Origin of the sequence: Dyella nitratireducens (assembly GCF_014642835.1) — a bacterium.
GTDB classification, from domain to species: Bacteria; Pseudomonadota; Gammaproteobacteria; order Xanthomonadales; family Rhodanobacteraceae; genus Dyella_B; species Dyella_B nitratireducens.
Map to the genome: position 1 here is coordinate 1,197,178 of NZ_BMJA01000002.1, position 24,508 is coordinate 1,221,685.

The 24,508-nt window shown below is 58.5% G+C and carries 15 protein-coding genes; 7 read left to right on the forward strand and 8 right to left on the reverse strand.

Annotated features, from left to right (window positions below; all coding sequences use genetic code 11):
* Positions 1-36: 36 nt before the first annotated feature.
* Positions 37-954, reverse strand: a complete 918-nt coding sequence (locus IEX75_RS16065) for a cupin-like domain-containing protein (RefSeq protein ID WP_188795424.1) — start codon at positions 952-954, stop codon at positions 37-39.
* A gap of 221 nt (positions 955-1,175) precedes the next feature.
* A complete protein-coding gene (locus tag IEX75_RS16070; RefSeq protein WP_188795427.1) occupies positions 1,176-1,859 on the reverse strand; it encodes a hypothetical protein in 684 nt (227 codons plus the stop codon).
* Positions 1,860-2,110: 251 nt separating this feature from the next.
* Between IEX75_RS16070 and IEX75_RS16075 the strand changes: the two genes are divergently transcribed.
* Entirely contained in the window at positions 2,111-2,794 is a 684-nt protein-coding gene (locus IEX75_RS16075) for a J domain-containing protein (RefSeq protein WP_188795429.1), read from the forward strand.
* Positions 2,795-2,836: 42 nt separating this feature from the next.
* Here the strand turns inward: IEX75_RS16075 and IEX75_RS16080 are convergent, their stop codons facing one another.
* The 4 genes from IEX75_RS16080 to tviB form a co-directional block, all read right to left on the reverse strand.
* Positions 2,837-4,237, reverse strand: a complete 1,401-nt coding sequence (locus IEX75_RS16080; RefSeq protein ID WP_188795431.1) for a TIGR03013 family XrtA/PEP-CTERM system glycosyltransferase — start codon at positions 4,235-4,237, stop codon at positions 2,837-2,839.
* A 529-nt stretch (positions 4,238-4,766) separates the two neighbouring features.
* Entirely contained in the window at positions 4,767-6,446 is a 1,680-nt protein-coding gene (locus tag IEX75_RS16085) for a GMC oxidoreductase (protein WP_188795433.1), read from the reverse strand.
* A 53-nt stretch (positions 6,447-6,499) separates the two neighbouring features.
* Positions 6,500-7,510: an NAD-dependent epimerase gene (locus IEX75_RS16090; protein ID WP_188795435.1), complete on the reverse strand. Its 1,011-nt coding sequence runs from the start codon at positions 7,508-7,510 to the stop codon at positions 6,500-6,502.
* Between the two features lie 14 nt (positions 7,511-7,524).
* Entirely contained in the window at positions 7,525-8,802 is a 1,278-nt protein-coding gene (gene tviB / locus IEX75_RS16095) for a Vi polysaccharide biosynthesis UDP-N-acetylglucosamine C-6 dehydrogenase TviB (protein WP_188795437.1), read from the reverse strand.
* 350 nt (positions 8,803-9,152) lie between these two features.
* Here tviB and IEX75_RS16100 point away from each other — a divergent pair, with 350 nt between their 5' ends.
* From IEX75_RS16100 to IEX75_RS16115, 4 genes are all read left to right on the forward strand, one after another.
* Complete coding sequence (locus IEX75_RS16100; protein ID WP_188795439.1) at positions 9,153-9,827, forward strand: response regulator; 675 nt, start codon at positions 9,153-9,155, stop codon at positions 9,825-9,827.
* A complete protein-coding gene (locus IEX75_RS16105) occupies positions 9,824-11,674 on the forward strand; it encodes a sensor histidine kinase (RefSeq protein WP_229720880.1) in 1,851 nt (616 codons plus the stop codon). The genes IEX75_RS16100 and IEX75_RS16105 overlap by 4 nt, the downstream gene beginning before the upstream one ends.
* A gap of 461 nt (positions 11,675-12,135) precedes the next feature.
* Positions 12,136-19,953: an autotransporter-associated beta strand repeat-containing protein gene (locus IEX75_RS24380; RefSeq protein WP_188795443.1), complete on the forward strand. Its 7,818-nt coding sequence runs from the start codon at positions 12,136-12,138 to the stop codon at positions 19,951-19,953.
* A gap of 118 nt (positions 19,954-20,071) precedes the next feature.
* The gene (locus tag IEX75_RS16115) at positions 20,072-20,890 is read left to right on the forward strand and encodes a sulfotransferase family protein (RefSeq protein ID WP_188795445.1); all 819 of its coding nucleotides are present in this window, start codon (positions 20,072-20,074) and stop codon (positions 20,888-20,890) included.
* 24 nt (positions 20,891-20,914) lie between these two features.
* Here the strand turns inward: IEX75_RS16115 and IEX75_RS16120 are convergent, their stop codons facing one another.
* Positions 20,915-22,081: a glycoside hydrolase family 76 protein gene (locus IEX75_RS16120; protein ID WP_229720881.1), complete on the reverse strand. Its 1,167-nt coding sequence runs from the start codon at positions 22,079-22,081 to the stop codon at positions 20,915-20,917.
* Positions 22,082-22,514: 433 nt separating this feature from the next.
* Here IEX75_RS16120 and IEX75_RS16125 point away from each other — a divergent pair, with 433 nt between their 5' ends.
* Complete coding sequence (locus tag IEX75_RS16125) at positions 22,515-22,874, forward strand: HVO_A0114 family putative DNA-binding protein (RefSeq protein ID WP_229720882.1); 360 nt, start codon at positions 22,515-22,517, stop codon at positions 22,872-22,874.
* An 89-nt stretch (positions 22,875-22,963) separates the two neighbouring features.
* On the opposite strand, the gene IEX75_RS16130 is transcribed toward IEX75_RS16125, so the two are convergent.
* Positions 22,964-23,308 carry a hypothetical protein gene (locus IEX75_RS16130; RefSeq protein ID WP_188795447.1) on the reverse strand — a complete coding sequence of 115 codons (345 nt, stop codon included), beginning with the start codon at positions 23,306-23,308 and terminating at the stop codon, positions 22,964-22,966.
* Positions 23,309-23,424: 116 nt separating this feature from the next.
* On the opposite strand from IEX75_RS16130, the gene IEX75_RS16135 reads away from it, so the two are divergent.
* The gene (locus tag IEX75_RS16135) at positions 23,425-23,742 is read left to right on the forward strand and encodes a helix-turn-helix domain-containing protein (RefSeq protein ID WP_229720883.1); all 318 of its coding nucleotides are present in this window, start codon (positions 23,425-23,427) and stop codon (positions 23,740-23,742) included.
* The last annotated feature ends 766 nt before the right edge of the window (positions 23,743-24,508 follow it).

Here is a 24,508-nt window from a genome sequence, read left to right on the forward strand (position 1 = left end):
ATGGGCAACACCCTGTTGCGTTACGTGATCATTCGGTCAATCGGCCAATGCATAGGCGCTCGGATGCGCCAGCGATGGGCACGCTGGTAGACGGCTGCCAGTCCCGTGCGTGGCGACCATCACGGACGCGGCGGCATAGGTCAGCGTGTCGACCAAGGGGCGCTTGCCCACCGGCACCGGTTTGATGCCTTTGCGGTAAAGCAGATCGTTCACGACATGGCGCATGGCGTTCCGCCGTGTCGCTGCCGTGCTGTAAGTGAAGCTGATGGTGATGGACGGCTCGTCGCCCGTTTCAACCATGTGCGGACTGGTGATGGGCATGTAGACACCCATGCCAGGGCCGACGGTGTAGACGTGGGCGCGTTCGCGAAAGGCTTCGCTCCACTTCACCAAACCCAGATCATGCCGGGCATGGAAAACGTCGCGTGCGTGCTCGCTGCATACCTGGGTGTCTTCGGCATCCCACACGTAAACTTTCTTGGTGCCGCGAATCTGCAGCAGGATGCCGTGATTGCGGTCGATATGAAACGGCGTGATGGTGTGCGGTGAGGCTACGAAAATCCATCCGGCGCGGTAATGCATGCCCGGGTCCTTGCGCTCGATCAATGGCTGGATCGGATCCATCGCCAGGTCGACCAGGCTGCGGTAGGTCGGGTCGTCCTGCACGTGACGCAGCAGCATCCAAGCCTTGGCGTCGTTGATGCCTTGCAAGGTGTCAGCAGCGGACTTGCGGTTGGGATATAGACGGCCGACGTCATCGAAATTCGCATCCGCACCGGCTTCGTTGTTGAACGTAAACAGCCGCGTGCTGCCCTGGAAACGCTTGCCCAATGCCACCAGCTGGTCGGGCTGCAACAGGGGATGTTCGGACAAGCGGTGGCGCACGGCCTGGATGCGCTGCGGGTCGAAGGTATCCCAATCAAGATCGATCAGTGCCGTCGCGCCGGTGTTCATGATTGAGCCCCCCTTCATACGAAAAAGTTGGTGCAGGGCGTAAATGTTCTTTGCGCCGACGCATCGCACACGCCGTTCATCACGACGTTCTTACTGACCGCAACAGGCATTTGATGCCAAATACTGACGTGGATACGTCAGTCCCCCACTGCTTCCCCGTTTTGTTGCATGTCCATCAACTTGCCGATGCACCTAAGCTTGTACGGTGCATCGCCCCACATTCATTTGGACTGGAACGCCAACAACCACAAAATGGCGCCTTGTGCCGGGGCGCCTGTCCAGCTGACGTTGTAGCTGCCTGCAGCAGCGACCTGTCTGTAGGCCACCGCGCATTGCACACCGCTGTTATCGGGAAGCTTCAGGTAGCTGTCGATAACCGTGAATCCGTTATTGGGTACGGCGGACATGCGCTTGATGCCGCCATCGCCCCACCATATGGCGATCAGCGTTGCCGGACCGCTGGTGGTGACGTTGCCGCTGGTCATGACCGTGCCGGTGGGCGCGTAATTCTGGCTGACGTCGCGCAGGACACCCGCATCCCTGATCTCGATGAACGGCACGGAGATTTCGCCCACCGCATTGCCGTTCTTGATGAAGCTGACGGTGTGGCCGGGGCCGCCTTTGGCCGCGAGCGCCACATAGGCTTTGACGTTGAAGCGATCGCCGTAGCCGTTGCCGAAGGGAACGTCGTTGCCCAGTTGTTTCCAGCGATTGCCGTAGTTGTCGATCGGATCCAACGCGTTGCTCGAATAACCGCCGTTGAAGACGATCAACGAACTGCCACGTTGCTGTGTTGTGATCGGATCGGTAATGACCGGGCTGGTTCCGAGCCCTTCGGATTGGGTTTGCAGCGTATGGGCACCCAGCGAAGAGGTGGGGGCGCCAGGAGTCCCCTGGGCTGGCATGCAACCTGCTACAGCAACCAAAAGCGCGCCGACCGCGGTGTAGCGGCAACAGGCGGCAACGTAGTCGCGACAGCCTTGCACGGGATCCCCTCCCTAGGGATTGGCTTCGATTTTGAGAACTAGGTCACACTAAGTCAAGCTAAAAATGTGCTTGCGTCGGCGTTCCCGCTGCGCGAGGCTAACCGTGTTCCTTCACAGCCGCCGAGGCGGCCAGACGTGCAGAACCGCCACCATGCGACAGGGGAAATGGCATGGCCAACGAGATCGATTTTCTTGAGTTGTATCGGCAGCTCAGGGTGAGCCCCGATTGCAGCCTGGAGGAATTCAAGCGGGCATATCGCCGCTGCGTATCCACCTTGCATCCTGACCGTAAACCTCCGGGGCATGAGGGGTATAAGAACTCACGCAGCGGGCAACGCCTGCAGCAGCTCAATGTTCAATACGAGGCGGCGATGGAATTCCACCGGCTTCATGGGCGTCTGCCCGGAGCGCCACCGCCCTCGGTTGTCACGCCGCAAAGAGTCAACCCACCGCCGCGCCCGCCACCGCCACCACCGGTAATGACGCAGGCATCTTCGGCGGTGCCGCGACGTCCGCACGTAAAGTGGCTGATTCCGATTGCATTGCTTGCCATCTGCATTCTGTTTTGGGGTGCATCCGCGGTGACGCCCCCATCGGATGGCGGCAACGACAACGCCACCCGCGACAACGATGCCACGCTTGCTGAAGCACCGGCTGCGCCGACGCTGACGTTGGGCATGTCGCCGGAAAACGTGCGCACCATCGAAGGCAATCCTGTCGAAATTCGTGATGATCTGTGGGAATACGGACCATCGTGGATACGCTTCGACCACGGTTCGGTGATCGATTGGTATAGCTCGCCCTTGCATTCGCTGAAAACGGCCCAGGCACGGCCGCCCACGGCGCACAACTGATTCGATGCCGTTCGTTACACCGTGTGGAGGCGAGTGCGGCGCTCAGCGTGCGCCGCGACTGAACAGCACGACCTCCACGGTTTCGACAAGGATCATCATGTCGAACAGCAAATTGTGGTTTTTCACGTAAAAAAGGTCGTATTTGAGCTTTTCAGCGGCATCTTCTTCCGATGCACCATACGGATAGCTCAACTGCGCCCAGCCGGCGAGACCAGGCTTCAAGCAGTGGCGCAAGCTGTAGAAAGGAATTTTCGTGGCCAGGTCGGCAACGAATTGCGGCCGTTCGGGGCGTGGACCGACGATGCTCATCTCACTCTTCAGCACGTTCCACAGTTGCGGCAACTCGTCAAATCGCAACTTGCGGCAAATACGGCCGACGCGAGTCACACGATCGTCGTGCTTGCTGGCCCAGCGCGCCACGCCGTCGCGTTCGGCGTCGGTGCGCATGCTGCGGAATTTGAGCAGCCAAAACGTATGGCCGTTTTTACCGACGCGTTCCTGCCGATACAGTATGGGCAGGCCGGGGCCGGATTCGAGCCGAATGGCCAAGGCTACCGCCAGCATCAATGGCCAGCACAGCAGCAGCAGCACCGCCGCGGCCGCTATGTCGAAACAGCGCTTGGTCAGCTGATGCAGCGGCGTCGCGTGAAAACCACCGGAAAAAACCAGCCAGGACGGTTCGAGCCAAGACAATTGCACGCGCCCGGATTCACGTTCAAAGAAGGTGGTGAGGTCGGTGATCATCACACCAGCCTGCCGGCATTGCAGCAAGCCATCCATCGGAAGCCTGCCGCGGCGATCGTCGACACTGACGACGATCTCGTCGATTTGCTCGCGCTTGACCAGGATGGGCAGCGGACCGTCGAACGTCAGCAGCTTTTCCGCGGGAATCGCGATTTCCTCGCCGGCGCAAGGTACATAACCGACGATGGTAAAACCGCGGCGATCCGAACGCCGGCGCATGCGGTTATGAATCTGCGCGGCACGTTGCCCCGTGCCGAGAATCAATACGCGCGGCTTGAGCGATTCAATATCCACCACCCGCATAAAAAGCAGGCGAAACAGCATGACTGCCAGGAAGCCCATCACCAGCGCGATGCTCAGTACACCGCGGCCGACATACGCCTGCGGCACGATGTAATAGCCGATGATCAGCAACAGGCCGCCAATGACGAAGCCGACGGCCTGGCGCGCCACCGCGCCTTGCCACGTCGTGCGCAGATGCGTTCGGTATTCACCGAGCGCCGCCATGCCAAGCATGATGACCAGGCCGAAGATGAGCGATCGCAGCAGCAAATGATGCGAAAAATCGACCAATTCATCGGCATTGCGGAAATAGCGAAGCTGCATCGCCAGATAAAGAGAAGATGCAAGCAGCAGCAATTCGGCCATGCCGAACAGCAATAACCAACGCACTGTCTGACGTCGCAGAAAGCGAAGCATCTGGCCCCTCAACGCTTGTCCCCATGCTTCGAAATTACGCCATTTTTTTATCGGTGTCGATGCCAATATCGCACGCAATCAAGTTGTTACATGCGCGATACATGGGCGGCGTTACATGGCTGATACATCGGTGCGAAATCACTCGAAGAACGCACGCGCCGGTACAGTTATTAACATTGGGCAAGCGCGGGGCTGAGGTATCCCCACGTTTTTCAACCAAAGATTGCCATTCACTCAAATAGATGGCTTGTGGCGATGTGTGCCGCTTTTTTTGCTCGTCATTCCGGCGAAAGCCGGAATCCAGTGTAAATACGTTGTGCGCAGCACTCCTAACCTTTTTATGTTGTGTGCTTTCGCACAGCATATTTGTACTGGATGATTCGCTTCGCTCACCCCTCCGGGGCCGTCCTTCGGACGTTCTCCGCGCTTTGCGCTCCGTCCGGCCTTCGCCGGAATGACGGTGAGGTACTACGAAACTTCCCCGGACAGCAGTGAGCGAACGCCGGGGAATGACAAACAAAGGCGTAACCTACACCGCTTCCGACATCGCAGAATTACGCATCAGCGCGCGCAGCTGATCGGCAAGGCGCAAGGCGAGGGCGACAACCGTAAAGGTCGGAAACGCCCAGCCGCCAGTCGGAAACACCGAGCTCCCTGCAATATGCAGATTGTCGACGCCATGCACGCGGCAGCGGGTATCGACGACACCGCGCTGTGGATCGTCCGACATGCGTGTGGTGCCCAGGTGATGCGCGGTGGTATGGACTTTGGCAGTTGTGTTGTCGTCGTCGTTCAACCATGCGGCAGGCTGATAGGTGCCACCGCATGCCCGGGCAAGCTCGGTGCCGAACAGTGCCGCGGCGGTCCGGTAGGTATGGCGATCGAGCGCGGTAAGCCGCCAGTCGACGCAGACCTTCGGCAAACCCAAGACGTCGCGCTCGCGTGCGAGCGTGATACGGCTGTCGGGATTGGGAGCCTGTTCGAAATACCCGATCAGTTCGACCCGGTTGCTGCGCACGGTCGATTTTTTTTGCAGTTTATGCAGAAGCGCCTTGACGATATCGGCGGAGCCAAGTCCAACGCGTAGCGCCAACATGGCAAGGTTGGTACTACGCTCGTTGATATCATCATCGCTGGAAGGCGCGTTTTTCAGCGCCGCGCAAAGTCGCGCTTCCAGCAGCGCATTTTCGTCTTGCACGGATGGCCGCAGCGCGGCGCGAAAATCGCGCAAGGACCGAATGCCTTGCGGTACGGATCCTTCGACGGCAAACGGATGCACGCGTCCATTCAAAATACCGCGTGCTTCCTGAAACGCATGCGATAAACCGATTTCGGGAAACGCGGCTGAAGGGCCTTTGCCAAGATTCCGATCGTAAGGGCGGGTGACGCGCTCCGGCATATCGGTAATGACCGTGCCAATGCTGCCGCAGGGATGATCCATGAAATAGCGGCCGACGAGATCGTGTTCATTCCCTAGACCATGCGGCAAAACAGATTGGGACAACAGCAGCATGCGTGCATTTTCGATACCGCCGCAGGCAAGCACATAATGTTGCGCGCGCACGACGCCCTTGCGCCCGTTAATGGCGCCGATGTGCGCGTGGCGGACCGAGGTGCCGCTGGCCGACGCATGGAGTTCGAGCAGGTTGGCATGCAGCAGCACGGTGACATTCGCTGCTTTTTCCAGCTGAGTTCGATACGCCTTGCCGAACAGAATCGGGCTGCGCGCAAATACGGGATTCACCAGCTTGTCGGCGTCGAAGGAAATCGGAGCGTGCGCCACCGGCGTCGAAAACGAGCCGTCGGTGAGATGATGCGCCTCGATCTGGCAGTACTCACGGGCGCGTTCGTAATAAGGCGTCAAATCATCGTAGGCGATGGGCCAACCGCTATGCGGCACCCAGTCGCGTTCGACCAAGTCGCGACTACCCAATGGAATGCAGCCGCCGCCCCATAAATTGCAGCTGCCGCCGAATACGCGCATGCGCGACGTGCCGGCATCAAACGGCAGGGTGCCAATGGACATGCCTTCGTACAAAGCCTGGCTTTGCTCTTCACCGGTGGCGCCGCCGCCTTCGATCAGGCATACGGTGATGGGTGTGCCGATGAAGTGCCGCGCGATCGCAATGCCGGCAGCGCCTGCTCCGATGATGCACAAATCGGCGTCCATGTCGGAGACGGCCGAACCAGCCAGATAGTCGATGATCACTTCGCCCCCAGACGCTCACGGTTTCGTGCGCATGCCACAGCGAGCTGCATAAACTACTCGCGGTAGTAGTCCCGATACCAGCTTACGAAGTTGGCGATGCCTGTGGCTACAGAAATTTTTGGTGCATAACCTACGGACTGTATCAGTTCTGTTACATCCGCTTCGGTATCGGGTACGTCACCAGCCTGCAAGGGAAGCATCTCCATCTTCGCCTTGCGGCCCAGGCATTGCTCAAGCACCTCGATGTAGCGAAGCAATTCAACGGGCTGCTCGTTACCGATGTTGTACAGCCGATAGGGCGCTACGCCGCTGCTGCTGGGATCGGGGGCGGCGCCATTCCAGCCGGCATTTTTATCTGGAACGCTATCCAAGGTGCGAATGACACCTTCGACGATATCGTCTATGTAGGTAAAGCTGCGCTTGTGTTTTCCATGGTTGAAAACCTTGATCGGCTCACCGGCAAGCATGGCTTTGGTGAACAGGAACAGCGCCATGTCAGGACGGCCCCACGGTCCGTATACCGTAAAGAACCGCAGACCGGTGCTGGGGATGTTGTACAAGTGTGCATAGCTATGCGCCATCTGCTCGTTGGCTTTTTTGGTGGCCGCGTAGAGCGTGAGCGGATGTTCGGTGGACTGGTGCTCGGAGAAGGGCATCGCGGTGTTGGCGCCGTAGACCGAACTCGTCGAGGCGAACACCAGATGTTCGACCGGGTGATGCCGGCAGCCCTCGAGAATATGCAAAAAGCCAATGACATTGCTGGAAGCGTAAACGTGCGGGTTTTCAGCGGCGTAACGCACGCCCGCTTGCGCGGCGAGGTTGATAACGCGTTGCGGCCTATGCGATGCGAAGGTTTTTTCTACGGCGCCGCGATCGGCAAGATCGGCGTGGATGTGCGTATAGCGCGGATGTTCGACGAATCGCGCCAGGCGCGCCTTTTTCAGGCGGACATCATAATAGTCGTTGAGATTGTCGAAACCGATGACGTCGTCGCCGCGTTCAAGCAACTTGAGTGCAACATGTGAACCGATAAAGCCGGCCGTGCCGGTGACGAGCACTTTCATGGCATGACATCCTGTTAAAGGCGTCCGTCGACTGCTTCGCGCGGGAGTACGTATTTCACGTCATAAATCACGGATGATGGCTTGCCAAAGGCACGTATGCCTTCCGCACCCAAGGCAACAAATTCCCGATGGCCGACGGCGATGATCACCGCATCGTAAGCGCCATCCTGCGGCCGGCCTACAGGCGTAATGGCGTATTCGTGCTCGGCCTCGGCGGCACTGACCCAAGGATCGTGCACATCGACCTGCGCGTTGTAGCCGCAAAGCGCCTTGAGGATATCCACCACACGTGTGTTGCGCAGATCCGGACAGTTTTCCTTGAACGCCAAGCCCAGCACCAGGATGCGTGCGTTCACCGGGTTGATGCCTTTGCGTACCATCAAACGGATCACTTCGCTGGCGACATAGGGACCCATGCTGTCGTTGGTGCGCCGTCCGGCAAGGATGACATCCGGGTGATGCCCGACTTCTTGTGCCTTGTGCGTGAGGTAATACGGATCCACGCTGATGCAATGGCCACCGACGAGGCCTGGACGGAAGGGCAGGAAGTTCCACTTTGTGCCGGCCGCCTGCAATACCTCAAGCGTGTCGATGCCCAGCTTGTTGAACAGGATCGCCAGATCGTTGACCAACGCAATATTGAGGTCACGCTGGGTGTTCTCGATGACCTTGGCCGCCTCGGCCACTTTCAGCGAGCTCACCTTGTGCGTACCGGCGGTGATCACCGAACCATACAGGCTATCGACAAAATCCGCGGTTTCCGGTGTCGAGCCGGACGTGACTTTAAGAATGCTGGTGACGCGATGCTGCTTGTCGCCGGGATTGATGCGCTCAGGACTGTAGCCGGCGAAGAAGTCGCGGTTGTAAACGAGGCCCGATTCCTTTTCGAGAATCGGAATACAAATTTCCTCTGTGCAGCCCGGATACACCGTTGATTCGTAAACCACCACGTCGCCCGCCGAGAGCACCTTGCCCAAGGCTTCGCTCGCCTTGATCAATGGCGTCAGGTCAGGGCGCTTGGCATTGTCGATGGGCGTCGGCACGGTGACGATGTACGTGTTGCGATCAGCCAGATCGGCGATATCCGCGCTAAACCGCAATCGCGTGGCCTCGGCCAGTTCTGCCGGGCTCACTTCCAGCGTGCTGTCGTGACCGGCACGCAGTTCGTCGATACGCGTTTTTTTTATGTCAAAACCGATCGTGTCGTAGTGCTTGCCAAATTCCACGGCCAGCGGAAGGCCCACATAGCCGAGTCCAATGATGGCGAGCTTGGTGTTCTCCAGCTTCCGCATGCGAATCCCCCGATCCTTGCAATTTTTCGTACGACATGGAGCGAGCTGCTGACGCGCAGTTGACACTAGCGGCGGATTGCCCGCAACTGTTTCAAACCTGTACATGCAAAAGGGCACTCATGGGAGCTGCGGGCCAGCTTTGAATTGCCGCGTTCGACGGCCCGATTCCTGTTTGCCGCCATATCTCATCCATGGCTAAGTAATTGATTTAATGATGGTGGCATCGTCGATCGGCCACCATGTCCAGGCCTGCAACTGTGGGGTGATTCCCCCGCGTCAGCATTGGAGGCGGCGGCTGCCTAACGCATAATCCGCCATGGGTGCGAGGTAGCGATCGGGCAGGGTGGTCAATGACATCAATAGAGCTGAGTCCGGCGCTCATCGTCGAAGACGATCCGGCAACTCGGCGGCGCCTGCATACGTTGCTGGTCGGCTTGCTCGGCGCTGATGCCGTTATTGCAATGGCCGATTCCGTGGCATCGGCGATGGCGACGGCAAGGAAGGAGTCGTTCGCCTTGGCATTGATCGACGTGGGTCTGCCCGATGGCAACGGGGTGGATGTTATTGCCTGGTTGCACGTGCATGCTCCCGATACCGTTTCGGTAGTGATTTCCACCTGGGGCCATGAGGACACCGTGCTGGCGGCGCTGCGTAGCGGGGCGACGGGTTATCTGCTGAAAGAAAGCGAAGACATCGAGCTTGGCCTGTCGCTGAAAAGCTTGCGGCGCGGAGGTGCTCCGATCGATCCGGTAATTGCGCGGCGCATTCTTGCGCAGGTGTCAGGGACAGAACCCATGGCCGAGACTGCCACGGTGCCCGCATCACCGACGCCACAGCTTTCCGAACGAGAGTTGGAGATTCTTCATCTGGTCGCGCGCGGCTACAGCAACCCTGAAATCGCGGCCATGACGGGGCTCTCGCGTTTCACCATCGAAGATCACACCAAAAAGATCTATCGCAAACTGGCGGTGAACTCGCGCATGGCGGCGGTATTCGAAGCAAACTCCTTGGGTTTGCTCAAGTGACGTGGCGCATCCTGGTCGGCATCGTCTTGCTTTGGGTTTTGGCAGGATGTGCGTCTCACCGTGCGACTGATCGCGATGCGCTGGTTACCCTGACCCAAGTCGATGCTGTGCGGGGAAGCTGGCAAGCCAATGAAGCACCCGTTGAGGGCTGGATGCCAGTGAGCTTGCTCGATGATTGGAGCAAACGCTGGCCGACTCATGACGGTGTGGTCTGGTATCGCTTGCATATGAACGTGCGCAACGCGAACCAGCCGATTGGCTTGTTGCTCGACTATGTGTGTCTCGCCGATGCCGTATACGTCAACGGCAGCCTGGTGCATCGTGATCCCAGTTTGACCGAGCCGCTTTCGCGCAGTTGGGTAGCGCCGCAGTATTTTTTGCTTGACAAGCCCTTGCTGCAATCCGGCGACAACATCGTGTTGATTCGCGTCTCTGGCCTGGCGGCTTATCAACCAGGCTTGGGTACCGTTCGCTACGGTGATCCACAGGCAGCATATTCGGAATATCGCAAAGCTTGGCTGGTGCGCTACCAGCTTCGCTTTTTCGATTTTGCGATCAGTGCCGTGCTGGGCGGCGTGTTCCTGATGATGTGGCTGTTCCGCCGCAAAGACACCACCTACGGCTGGTATGCGCTCAACGTCCTGATCGGTGCAGTATTCGAGTGGAATTACATTGCATCGGATGTCTGGCCATTCTCCGGTACTGATGGTTTCGAAGCTTTCAATGTGGCTGTTTACGTGGCCTATGTATGCAGCTTCGCGGTGTTTCTGCTGCGTTATTGCGAACGACGCTGGCCGCGTTTGGAGCGCATTTTATTTGTGCTGTCTTTGCTCGCGTTTGCCTGCGCACTGTGCGCACCGGGTTGGGTAGGCCCTTCGCGCGGACCGTGGATCGCTGTTGCATCGCTGATTTATTACATTGCGCTGCCCACGTTCATGATCCACGCATGGCGTAGCCGAAAGACCGATCAGCGTGTATTGGCGTTGTGCCTGATCATTCCCATGGTTGCATCGGTGCATGACATCCTGCTGTTTTACGAGCTGGTGCACGATCGCACTTATCTGCTGGCATTGACGGCACCATTCACCCTTGTCGGCATGGGCTTTGTATTGGCGTATCGATTTTCTGCCGCCATGCGTCGCGTGGATGGCTTCAATACCGAGTTGCAAACCAAGGTCGATGCTGCGACGACTGAACTTTCTACCAGCCTGGAGCGCGAGCATACGCTGGCTTTGGCGACCACCCGCATGAGCGAGCGCCTGAACCTGGTGCGCGATCTGCATGATGGTTTCGGCGGGAGCCTGGTCAGCGCCATCGCGGCGCTGGAACATCCCGCATCAGAGCAGGGTGCCAAGCCCACCATCGAGACGCTGAAAGAGTTGCGTGACGACTTGCGTCTGGTCATCGACACCACGGCGCAGGATCACAGCCGAGACCTCGCAGAATTGTTGGGGCCGTTCCGCTATCGATGGACGCGACGCCTGGATGCGATCGATATCGAAGCACGATGGCAGTTCGAATCGTTGGAGGGTTTGCACTTGAGTGCTGCGCAGCAACTGGACTTGCTGCGCTTTCTGCAAGAAGCGCTTACCAATGTCATGAAGCACAGTGGCGCGACATGCGTGGATGTGACCATGCGCGTCGCCGAAGAAAACTTGCACGTCACGGTACAAGACAACGGCCGTGGCTTCGACCCGGTCATTGCTCGCGCCAATGCTGGTGGCGCCGGTCTCAACAGCTTGAATGCACGTGCGCATCGGCTCAACGGCGCTTGGGTACTTGATGCCGAACCGGGCACAGGGGCCACCTTGAAATTGATCATCCCGCTTATCACGGCAGCAAGCTAAATAGCGAGCCCCCCCGAGCTCGGGGATCGACGCTAGACACGTCAAACGACAAGCTTCGCGACGAACCATGACGTTTTTCGGCGCGCGATAAAGCCCATCGCGACAAAGCTCATGCGGTATGCGCACACCTGATCCGGAAGCGGATCGGGAAGGTGTCGTTTTGACCTCGGTTTCTGGACCGCCAGTTGGCGTGTTGAAGCCCCGGACGAAACGTAAAGCGGGGGCAATGCCGAGGCAGCGTCAGTACCTCATCAGCAGAGTTGCATCGTAGCGAGAAGCAATACGTGATTTCTGTGATCAACATCATTCGATCGATCACGCGAAGCAGAGCGTCATCGCGGCGCATCGTCATGCACAACGTCGATCTGCGCATGCCTGACTAAGAAATTTGCTGCCCACCGAGCGCAACCGCAACACCCACACAAACACACGATTCAAGTTCGTATCACAGGGGATAACTCATGAACCATACCTACCGGCTTGTCTGGAACCGTGCGCTGCGCGTATGGCAGGTGGCCTCCGAGTTGGCGCACGCACCGCAAGGCATGACTGTTCACGCGGATGTTGTGGCAAGTACTGGCCCACGTCGACGCTTGGTGCAGGCGTGTGCAGTGGCGTTGTTCGGCATGTTCGCTGCGATGGCGCCGATGCATGCCATGGCACAAACCGTTGTCGGTGCTACCGGTGGTGCCGGATCGACGGGCACCGCTCGCAATTCGCCTCCGGGCGATTGGGGTATCGGTGGTTCAGGTGGTAGCGCAGCAGCAGAAAACGGGACTTCGCCCGCAGCGGGTGCTGCCGGCGGGGATCAGTACAACAGTGGCAGCCAAGGTACCGTTGGCAGCGGTGGCGGTGGTGGTGGTGGTTCGAACAGTCCTTACCATCTCTCTGCAGGCGGTGCGGGTGGTGCTGCTTACCAAGGTTGGTCAGCCGGTGGTGCGGGCGGTACCGGTGGTGCGGGCGGCGGTGGTGGTGGCGGCGGCGGTGGTGGTTATGCCGGTTGGTATGTCGGCACGGCGTCCTCGCCGACCTCCATCACTAATGCATATGTCGGCGGCGCAGGTGGTGCTGGCGGCAGCGCCAACAGCGGCAACTCGACAGCGTCAGGTGGTAGTGGCGGCACCGGTGGTGATGGACTGGTGGGCAGTGCGTTCAACCTCACCGTGCAATCCGGAGCCAGCGCCACGGGTGGCAACGGTGGCAGCGGCGGTTCGAGCGGCGGCACCGGCGCTACAGGTGGCGTTGGAGGCGTCGGTGGACAAGGTGGCGCTGGCGGCGATGGTGTTGGTGGTTCCGGTTCTACGTTGACCAACCAGGGCAATATCACGGGTGGTAACGGCGGTATGGGTGGTGCGGCAGGAGGCCTGGCAGGCGGAGGTATAGCCGGTAATGGCGGTACGGGCGGCACCGGTGTTTCGGGATCGGCAATGACCGTGGTGAATACCGGCACCATCACCGGCGGCAATGGCGGTAGTGCTGGCAATCCCGGCGCAGGTGCTGCAGGTACACCAGGAGTAGGAGGCGCAGGTGTCGCCGCGTCCGGTAATGCGACCATCATCAACGCCGGCACCATTTCAGGTGGATTCGGAAATAACGGAACCAGTGCGCAAGCTGCTGCCGTGAATTTCACTGGCGGCGGTAACACGTTGGTGCTGGAAGCCGGTTCAACCTTGAACGGCAATGCAGTCAGTGCAGGTGGCGACACGTTGGCACTGGGCGGCAATACCAACAGCAGCTTTAACGTGACCAACGTGGTTTCGACGCTGTCCGGAAGTCTTACTGGCACTCAGTACATCGGGTTCGGCACGTTGCAAGAGTCCGGCTCCGCCACCTGGACGGTGACAGGCACCAACAACAGTGGGGCAGGCTGGTTGCTCAATTCAGGCGTGCTGTCGGTGTCTTCGACCAACGGCGCCGAGCTTGGCCCATCGGTGACGTTCAACGGCGGCACACTCAACTTCGCAAACAGCAGCGCAGCGACGTATGCCGGCAATATCGTGGTCGGCAGCAACGGCGGCACGCTCAATGCCGATGGCGGCGATCCGACGAATTTCGCCAACAATGCCGTCACGCTTACTGGCAACGTTTCCGGCGCCGGAGCGTTGGTACTGAATGCTGATCCCGCAAGCGTGAACGGGACGGTGGTGCTCAATGGCGCAGGTAGCACGCAATCGGTTGGAACCCTCACGGCCGATAACGGCATCGTCGAGATCGGCGATGGAAGCACCTCTGTCAACGTGGCCGTCGGCAACCTCAATGTCAATGGCAGCACCGAACTGAGCGTGTCGCACAACGCGGTGCTGCAGGTTAACGGCGCGATCAATGCGGCGAGCAGTTCCACGTTCATGCTCAACGGTGAACTCGATGTCACCGACAGTACGGCGATCGGAACTCAGTTGGGCGTCAACGGATCGGGCACCGTTTCCGTTGCACAGGGCGCAACACTCAACTTGCAACAAGGGTTCTACGGTGAAGGGCTGCTGACGGTAAGCGGTAACGGCACACTGCTTGATACGGGTATGGCCAGCAACATCATCGGCATGACGATCAACAGCGGCGCGACCTTCCAGATCGGCAACGGCGGCGCTTCCGGTAGCATCGCGGTCGGGCCGTCAAGTTTTACGGACAATGGCACGCTGGTCTGGAACCACAACGATCAAGTTGCACCGTCGTTTTCGATCAGTGGCAGCGGTGGGCTAACCCAGGAAGGTACTGGCACCTTGACCCTGAGCCACACCAACACCTACACCGGTGCCACGGTGGTGAACGGCGGTTCGATTGCGGTGACGAATACGGGCAGCCTTGGTACGGGGGCACTGAACATCGCCAGCGGCGGCGAAGTTGATCTCGCCAACACCTCGCAACAGATTGCATCGCTCAATGGTGCGGGCGTGCTTCAGCTCAATGGCACTGCGCTGGCGATCACGGATAACAGCGCAAGCGTGTTTTCCGGCTCGATCGGCGGCAATGGTTCGTTGAACTACAGCGGCAGCGGATCGCTGACGCTCGATGGCAACAGCAGCGCCTTCACCGGCAGCACGACGGTGGCAAACGGTATGCTGGTTGTCGGCAGCGTGGCTGGCAATGGCGCAACGCTGGGTGGCAACGTGACGGTGGACAGTAGTGCAACGCTGCGCGGTTACGGCACCATCGGCGGTAGCGTCAATGTGTTGAGTGGTGGCTATCTGGCTCCAGGCCATTCCATCGGCACGCTCACCATCAATGGCGATCTCAACCTGGCACAGAGCAGTGCGCTGAATGACGACTTCGGCGCACCGGGTGCAAACTTCCAGACGGCGGGTACCGGCGACAGCGTGCATGTGGGCGGCAATCTTTCGCTCAACGGCGCCACGCTCAACGTCAACGATGTCGGCGGCATGGGTGCAGGTTTGTACAACCTGTTCACCTACGGTGGCACGTTGAGCGAAACGAACGGTGGCCTGACGCTGGGCACCACGCCAGCCGGCCAAATTTTGCAATTGCAAACTTTGACGGCGCAGAAGCAGATCAATCTGATCGATACCACCGGCCTCACGCTCACTTTCTGGAATGCAAACGGACAGGCTTCCAGTACACAGATGGGAGGCGGCAGCGGTGCCTGGTCGGCCACCGCGCCGCAATGGACCGATGCGAGCGGCAGCGTGCCGAATTCAACCATGCAGCCGCAGCCAGGTTTTGCCATCTTCGGCGGCACATCGGGCACCGTGACGGTGGACGATAGTGCCGGTGCGGTGCAAGCGAGCGGCATGCAGTTCGCAACGAGTGGCTACGTGCTCAGTGGCGGCACATTGACGTTGACGGGTACGGCGCCGGTGATTCGCGTTGGCGATGGTTCCAGCGCAAGTGCCGGCATGACCGCCACCATCAACAACGTACTGGCGGGCAATGCTGGATTGACCAAGACCGATGCCGGCACCTTGGTGCTGGGTGGTATCAATACTTATAGCGGCGGCACTGCCATCAACGGCGGCACGCTGGTTGTATCGAGTGATGCCAACCTCGGCAATGTTTCCGGTGGCCTCAGCTTTGACGGCGGCACGCTGGAAAATACCGTGGCTTTCAACACGGGCAGGGCGATCACGCTTGCCGGTAACGGCACCCTGCAAACCAATGCCGATCTTCTGATCTCCGGCGTTGTCGCTGGCAACGGCGGGTTGAACAAGACCGGCACAGGCACTCTGACTCTTGCTGGCGCCAACACTTACGGCGGCGTCACCACGATCAGTGCAGGCACGCTCCAGCTCGGCAATGGTGGCAGTACGGGTTTGGTGGGCGGCACGATTGTCGACAACGCAGCGCTGGTCTTCGATTTAAGTGGCACCAACAGCGCCGACACCATCAGCGGCACCGGTACTCTGACCCAGGCGGGTAACGGCACATTGGTATTGTCGGCCGCCAATACCTACACCGGCGGCACCACGATAAGCGCGGGCACGCTGCAACTCGGGAATGGCGGCAGCACGGGTTCGGTGGTTGGCACGATTGTCGACAACGCGACGCTGGCTTTCGACTTCGGTGGCACCCAAAGCGTCAACAACACCATCACCGGCAATGGCACGGTGGCACAAGCCGGCGCGGGCACCACCATCTACAGCGGTAACGCCCGTGGCATCACCTGGTTGGTGCAGCAAGGAACCTTGCAGCTTGGCGACGGCACGAATGCCTTTAGCCAGACGAGTACCACCAGTGGTCCGTTGGTGACGGTGGTCAACGGCGCAGGATTTATCAACGCGGCGCACGCATCGATCAGTGGCAGTCAGGGCGCCCAAGGCACTAACGGTGCGTATGGCTATGGCGGCAATGGCGGTAACGGTGGTGTGGGTGGTGCCGGTGGTGTGGCGGTCAGCCTCGGCAGCAACAGCAGCAGCACCAACAATGGCCAGTTGCTAGGCGGCGCAGGCGGCAACGGCGGTTACGGCGGCGGCTCCAACAGCGGCTATGGCGGTAACGGTGGCACGGGCGGTGCAGGCGGCATGGCGATTACCGTCGGCAGCAACAGCACGTTCACCAATACCGGCAGTGTTGCGGGCGGAGTAGGCGGTGTCGGTGGATACAGCGCAAGCGGCAGCACCATTACGCAGGGTGGCCTCGGTGGTAACGGCGGCGCGGGTGGTGCCGGCGTTGCTGCGTATGCCGGCGCCGCGGTGAGCAATAGCGGCACGATTTCGGGCGGCACTGGCGGTGCTGGCTATCTCGCGGCAGGCATCAACCATGTCGCGGGTGCCGGTGTCGGTGGTAACGGTGGCGCCGGCGTTTCTGGCGCGGGCTTCGCGCTGATCAATAGCGGTGCGGTTTTCGGCGGTGACGGTGGTGCGGGTGCTGCCAATCCTCTTGTTGGCGAAGGCAATGGCGCGGTTGGTGGCGATGGTGGTGTAGGCGGTGTGGCGGTTCAAGCGGGCGATGGCACGCAAATCACCAACAACCATGGCGCGACCATGACAGGTGGTTCTGGTGGTTCCGGCGGCACAGGAGCATTTGGTCCTGATGCTGGCGGTGGCAACGGCGGCATCGGTGGTGCGGGTGTCGCGGGCTCGAATTTTTCTCTCAGCAATGCCGGTGACATTGTCGGTGGAACTGGCGGTCTGGGAGGAAGTGGTGGCGTCAGCTTCATCACGGCAGGTGCTGCTGGCGGTGATGGTGGCATGGGCGGGGCAGGCGTTGATGGCACCGGTTTCACGCTCGAAAACACCGGCAGCATTACCGGTGGTAACGGGCAGAGCGGTGGTGGAGGTGGTGCCAACCACAGCAGCACGACCGACAGTACGGGTGGCAACGGTGGTTCGGGTGGAGTCGCTGGTGCGGGGGTCAACCTCGGGCAGGGCAGCACACTGGTCAACAGCGGCAGTATCGCGGGTGGTGATGGCGGTGCCGGTGCGCCTGGCGGCGGTTATAGCGGTGGCGCTCCTGTCCAGAATGGTGTGAGCGGCAGCAATGGTGCCGGCGGTGTGGGCGTGGTCGGTCTTGGCAACGATCGCGTGGTGACCAGTGGCAATATCTCAGGCGGCCTGGCTGGCGATGGCAGCACGCTTGCCGATGCCGTGACGTTCTCCGGTGGTGGCAACACGTTGGTGCTTGAGAACGGCTATAGCTTTACCGGCAATGTGATCAGCACCAGCGGCAGCACTGGGAGTGGCGATACATTTGCGTTGGGCGGTAACGCGAATGGCAGCTTCGACCTTTCTTCGCTGGTCTCGACACTTTCGGGCAGCTTGAGCGGCACGCAATTCGTTGGCTTCGCGCAATTCCTGAAGGAAGACGGCGGCACCTGGACGCTTAGCGGCAGCGGCACGCAAAACTGGACGATCAGTGGCGGCACATTGCAAGGTGATGCGACAGCGATTCAAGGCAATGTAAGTTTCGCTCCTGCCGAGGGCAACGTTGCAAGCGTGATCTTCGATCAGGGCAGCGGCAATACCAACAGCTCGGTCAACGCGATTTACGCAAGCGTGATCAGTGGCAACGGCGTGTTGATAAAGACGGGCAACGGCACGCTGACGCTGATCGGAAGCAACAGTTACACCGGTGGCACCACGATCGCTGCTGGTACCTTGCAGGTTGGCAGCGGCGATACCAGTGGTGCCATCACCGGCAATGTTTTGGACAACGGCGCGCTGGTTTTTGACCGCTCGGATAACCTGAGTTTTGCCGGCAGCATTTCCGGCAGCGGTAGCCTGACCAAACTCGGTGCGGGCACGTTGATATTGGACAGTGCCAATACATACTCCGGCATGACGACGGTTGCTGCGGGTACCTTGGAGGTTGGTGATAGCGCGCACGCTACCGCGACCTTGGCCGGCGATGTCACCGTCGATCAAGCGGCGACCTTGCGCGGTCACGGCACGATCGATGGCGATGTCGTGAACAGTGGTGTGGTGTGGCCGGGTGGTTCGGTCGGGGTACTGACCATCCAGGGTAATTACACTCAGCAGGCCAATGGCAGCTTGCAGATTGACGTAACGCCCACCAAGGCATCGGAGTTGCTGGTCAATGGCAATGCAAGCCTGGCTGGCACCTTGAATCTGATCTATGCCCCCGGCACGTACACGCCTTCCACTTTTACCCTGGTACAGGCGAAGGCGGTAAGCGGCAGCTTCACGACCGTCAACGCATCGGGTTCGATACCGACGGCCCTGAATCCAAAAGTGCAAGACACTGCAACACAGGTTGATCTGGTATTGAGCACGGCCACGACGTCCCCCAGTCCAACCCCGACTCCAACGCCCACTCCAGCTCCAGCTCCAACACCCACTCCGACCCCGACGCCAACTCCCGCCCCCACTTCAGGCACGCAGACGGTGAAAGTGGCGCCCAGCGACGGATCGCTCTATGGCAACCTCATGCGCAGCGTGACCATGGCCGGGGAACAAAATCTTCGCGCCGTGCTGGATAACGGTCTGCCTGATATTCAAAACCATTGCAGCGCTGAGAAGTCCACGCGAGGTACGAGTTCATCCGGATGCAGCGGTGGTCTGTGGATGCAATACAGCGGTTCCAGTCTGGCCATCGACGGTACCGACGGACTCCACGCATCCGGTTTCAGCCTTCTTGGTGGTGCGGACCATGCATTCGGTGCGATACGCGCTGGTGTGGAAGCGGGCCTTGATCGCATCAATGCGAACGACCCGCAGCGCGGCAATGGAAGCATTGATGGCGAGCATGCGGGCGTGTATGCATTGGCTGACGTTGGTCCGTTGATACTGTCGGCTACCGCTGATGCAGCCCACCAGCACTACCGTGTTGACCGCTATACAGGCATCGGCCATGCCGTTGCCCATCCTGATGGTGAAACTACGTCGGCTGCGCTGCAGGCTGCGTGGCCCATGCACATTGCACTGTGGCAATGGACGCCGAAAGTCGGCTTGCTTTATCAGCACCAAAGCCTGGATGGCTTTACCGAGACGCAACCCGATAGCAATCCGTTAGCGTCGGCATATGCAGTTGATGGTGCGCACAGCACCTACAACACGATGTTGCCGTATGTCGCCATGACGCTCAGCGGCGTGTTCCATTACCGCGATGTCACCTATGTACCGGCTTTCACGGCGGGATATCGCTATGACACACGTGACGCTACAGCTCCCACGGTAAACGTCGCCGCCGCTGATGGCACCTTGTTTGCTCTGTCTGGCGCAAGGCTGGGAAGAGGGCAGGCAACGGCGGGTGCACGCATCACCGCTGAAGCAGGTGCATCGTGGAATGTCTATGTCGACTACCAGGGCTTGTTCGCAAACCATGCACATGATCAGGCGTTGAGCCTGGGGTTCACGAAGTATTTTTGACCTATGGCATGGCCATGGATGGCCTGCCACCTTGTCTCGTTTGGTCACGGCAGAAGAAAGGCCATCTGCTTCATGCCGGTGTAGCGCCAGTTGAAATCCACAGCAAACCAGGGGCTCCATGTCGCGTGCTATTCATTTCATTTCCGGCCTGCCACGATCGGGGTCGACGCTGCTAGCCGCCTTGTTGCGCCAGAACCCACGCTTTCATGCGGGAATGAGCAGCCCGGTGGCCGGCATGTTCAATAATCTGCTGGGTGAGATGAGCGGGCGCAATGAATTCTCGGTCTTCATCGACGACGCGCAGCGTGAGCGTGTGCTGCGCGGGCTGTTCGACAACTACTACGGGCCGGATATCGATGCGCAAGTCATCTTCGACACCAATCGCATGTGGTGCAGTAAATTACCCGTGCTTCGAACGCTGTTTCCCCATGGCCGAATCATCGCTTGCGTGCGCCACGTATCCTGGGTGATGGACAGCTTCGAGCGACTGACTCGGCGCAATGTTTTCCAGCCGTCCTCGATTTTCAGTTACCGGCCGGGTACAACTGTTTATTCGCGCACCGAAGGGTTGGCGGGCGGCGACGGCCTGGTGGGGCATGCATACAACGCATTGAAAGAAGCCTATTTCGGCGAACACGCGGCACAGCATTTGATGTTGGTGCAATACGAAACGCTGACGAACGATCCGGCGCGCGTGTTGGCTGCCATCTATGCGTTTCTTGACGAGCCCGCGTTTGAGCATGACTTCGAAAACATCAGCTACGACGCCACCGAATTTGACCTGCGTGCAGGCACTCCGGGCCTGCACGCAGTGCGTCCTCGGGTGGAGGCAATCTGCAACGAAACCATCCTGCCACCCGACGTGTTTCGTCGTTACGAAAATGACGCGTTTTGGCGCGACCCGAATATCAATCTGCGTAGGGTGCAAGTGGTTTAGGGATGTTTGGAATGCTTTGCGCGGTTATCGTCCTCTGACGTCTCCGATCAGCACACTGAGCGCGCTGGCCTGAGTGCGCCAGTCGAATACGTTCGGGTGGTCATCGTTGGTGGCTCCGGCCCAACGCGTGCCAAGTCGGCCGACGGCATCGCGATCGTTTTTCCAGATGCTTTGGGCTTGTATATCGAGAAAGGCCGCGTACCGGCGATCGTGGGTGGTATCGACCAAGTCGGTCCAATAGCGCATGAAGATGCCCTTGAATTGCTCACCGTCATCGCTGCAGGTTTTATCCAGCGCGTCACAGGTTTCAGTCAGGACGCCGTCGATCACCAGTGCGTTGGGACCGATCGCAGAATCGGCCAAGCGGCGCACGGCGACCAGGATCTGCGGATCCCTGGTGGCGCGCCACAGTTCCAGGCCAGCGCCGATGGCCAAACCCTGGTTGTAGGTCCAAACAGTCTGGCCGTTGTTGGTGCAGGCATTGGTGAGGCCGTCGTTGACCAAGCCATCGGCATTGATCATGCCGCTGCGCTGGAACCATGCCCAGGCCGTGCGGGATCGAGCCAGCCACTGCTTGTCGTCAGGGATCCGGTTATGCAGTTCGGCGGTGAGCCGGATGAACAGTCCGTTGGTGACGGCGTTCTTGTAGGTACGCGCGGCACTCCACCAGACGCCACCACCACAGGTACTGGTATCCCAGTAACCGTACACGTAGTTGGCAATGATGACCGCCATGGCCAGGTACTTCGGGTTGCGGGTCAGGTCATAGGCTTCTACCCAGGTCAGCCCCCACCATTCGGTGTCGTCGATAGACTGGCTGGTGAAATTGCCCAGCGAAGGCTCACCCTGCAGTACGCCGGCTGGAAACACGCCCTTATTCTTTTTGAAGGTGTTGTCCAATTGGCTGAGATAGCGGCGATCGCCCGTGCGTTGCATGTAATCGCCAATGGTTTGCAAGGCGACTGCCGAATTCCACCAATTGGACGGAAACCAGGCCTTGTTTGGGTCGTAGGAACTCATCAGCACATCCGCAGCCATCCGGGCACGGGCAACGGCGGTCAGATCGCCGGTGTGCGAGTTGGATGGGTACGTTGGTTCGGTTGCCGTCGAAGGTAAGGTAACGGCCATGGCCGTCAAGCCGGCTGCAATCAGCAGCGCCTGAACTCGTGTACGTATTGTCTGGAGACTCATGAAAAATGTTTGGCTGGAAGCTAAGGCGCAATCGGATCTGAGTCGCCAAAGATGACACAGCAAAAGGGTGGGTGGTGCATGTTTAAGCGGTTGGGTGACAAGGTTGGTGTCGTTAGGTAATTAACTATGTCACCCACTAGATTGGGTTTATAAGTCATATGTAAACAAATACTTACATATTTCTTCGTGGCGGCGCCTAGCGTCACGCTGTAAAAAGATGACATGGTTATGTGGAGATTCTGAAATAGGTGACATGGTTAAAGGGTCTGCAGTCGCCGAGATGATGCTCCCATTCAGTTGATGAAGTCGTTTGGGAAAGTCGGCCAGCTTGAACCGGGCTAGCCTAGGTACTGGCAATTTGGAGGGCTCAGCCGTATGCATATCAACAGCTGATATATATTGGAGTGAACTAGATCATTTCAGGGTCGCAGCCATGAGCGCTATGAAGGTCATTAAAATTGGTATTTTGTCTCAAGACAAAATGCGAGAACGCGCACTTATGATTGCTCGCGGTGACTACAAGCCAAAAAAGGGCGAGCCCAAAATCTGGTTCACGTCGATGAAGTCCGTTGCCGAAGTGCTGAGTGATGAGAACCGTGCGCTACTACGCTCCATAGCCCAAACCAAACCAGCGTCGATTACGGAACTTGCCAACGAAACTGGCCGTCACGCCAGCAATCTCTCTCGGACGCTAAACACCATGTCGCGCTATGGCCTTGTCGATTTACTCCCCTCTGGTCGGTCCGTCCGCCCGATCACAAAAGCCGCGGAGTATCACTTGGTTATGGATTAAGCGCCTTCATAGAGTTTTTCATCGATGCGCCATAATCAACGAAGTGAAGTGTTGCTCTAGAACAATTAAGCGTAAGCACTAGAAGTCGCTCAATTTTCGTCCAGATATGCCTGTCGTTTTTGACTGAGAACATTCGAAAATCGCTCAATAAAATCAGCCATCGCTCCTCGAAAACGGAGGGCCTCGGCAGGGAGCGCAATACCCAACTCCCGTGCAACAGCGGTCGCATATGCCATTTGAGAGGAGGTGGGTGGCTGGAGATCGGAGTCGAGGCATTGCGCTAAGCTGTTAGCAAAACAAACAGCAAGGCGTTCTCGAAAGAGATCGATTCTCCCTGATAGATAAGCTCGATCGTACTGAAGAATCCAGGCTTCCCTGATGCAGTCATCGATTGGGATTGTGATTGCATCCTCATCGTTCAGAACGAGTTGCATTCGCCCCCCCCCAAGTACCAATGTCAAGCGGACTTGCGCTTAATGCTACGAAACTCGTAGTATCGGACGCAAGGCAAAATTACGAATCTCGTAGGCACCACCTGCGAGGTTCAATCGTGCCCAAAAGCCTTGATATCCGGCTAGCCTTTCAGAAACGCCTGAAAGACATACGTCAACTACGCCAGCTGTCTCAAAAGGAGCTGGGTATACTTGCGGGGTTAGATCGTTTTGTGGCCAGTGCACGGATAAATAGGTACGAGCAGGGCGTCCATGAGCCGGATCTGGCGACGATCGCGAGGTTAGCCACCGCTTTAGATGTGCCTACCGCATACTTATTTGCCGATGATGAACGTTTAGCTCGGCTAATCTTGGCGTTCAACCAGCTGACGCTCTCCGAGAAAGATCGGGTGCTTAAGAGTATTGAAGCCAAATAAGGCCAACGCGATGCACCTAGCTATCGCCGACTACTTGGCCGCCGCGTCGGACTACGACATTGACTATCGCTAGGGTGACCGTGACATGCGGTAGCGGCCCAAGCGCGTTGGCGATATGGCTCGTCAGGCCAAAACCCATTGATAGCGTGGCTCAGCAGTCGCCAGTCGCCGCCAAAGTCACAAACAATATGTGGCTCAGGAACGGCCTCAAAAATTGGCGTAATCACCGCATCAGCGTTTGATCATCCATTGCATTATTTCCTCCACTAAGCAGAGGGTCAACATGTTGCTGGACGAACGGGGTTGCGTCCACGGGAAGTGGGTTTCGTTCGGCGTAGAACACATGCCTAGCGTCTTGGCTAACTGGCGCAAGACTTACCAGTTCATCACCATCCGAGTCGGCAAACTCCGTGTCGAGGAACAAGATCATGCAAAGGCCCTATGTGAATGCCTTGCTAAAAGGAAATATCACAAAAAATTTTTCCGTCGACAGTCCTATCAATTCGGACTGTTTTTCAGAATCAGTTTGACTCACTCTTGCACTATTTATGAATCACTTTTGAGCTACATCTGCACCATCTTTGACTCATCTTTGCATTCGATCACTATGTAGCTTCTTTCAAAATTGATCGTATGTGATAGCGCAATACAAAGGATACGCACTTGTTGAGTAAAGGTGGGATGTAGTAATCATTAGCGAGTGCAATCGGGACTGGTGCGTAATCATGCAGACCATACCGGACAAGCGAGAACATCTCGCTACGTT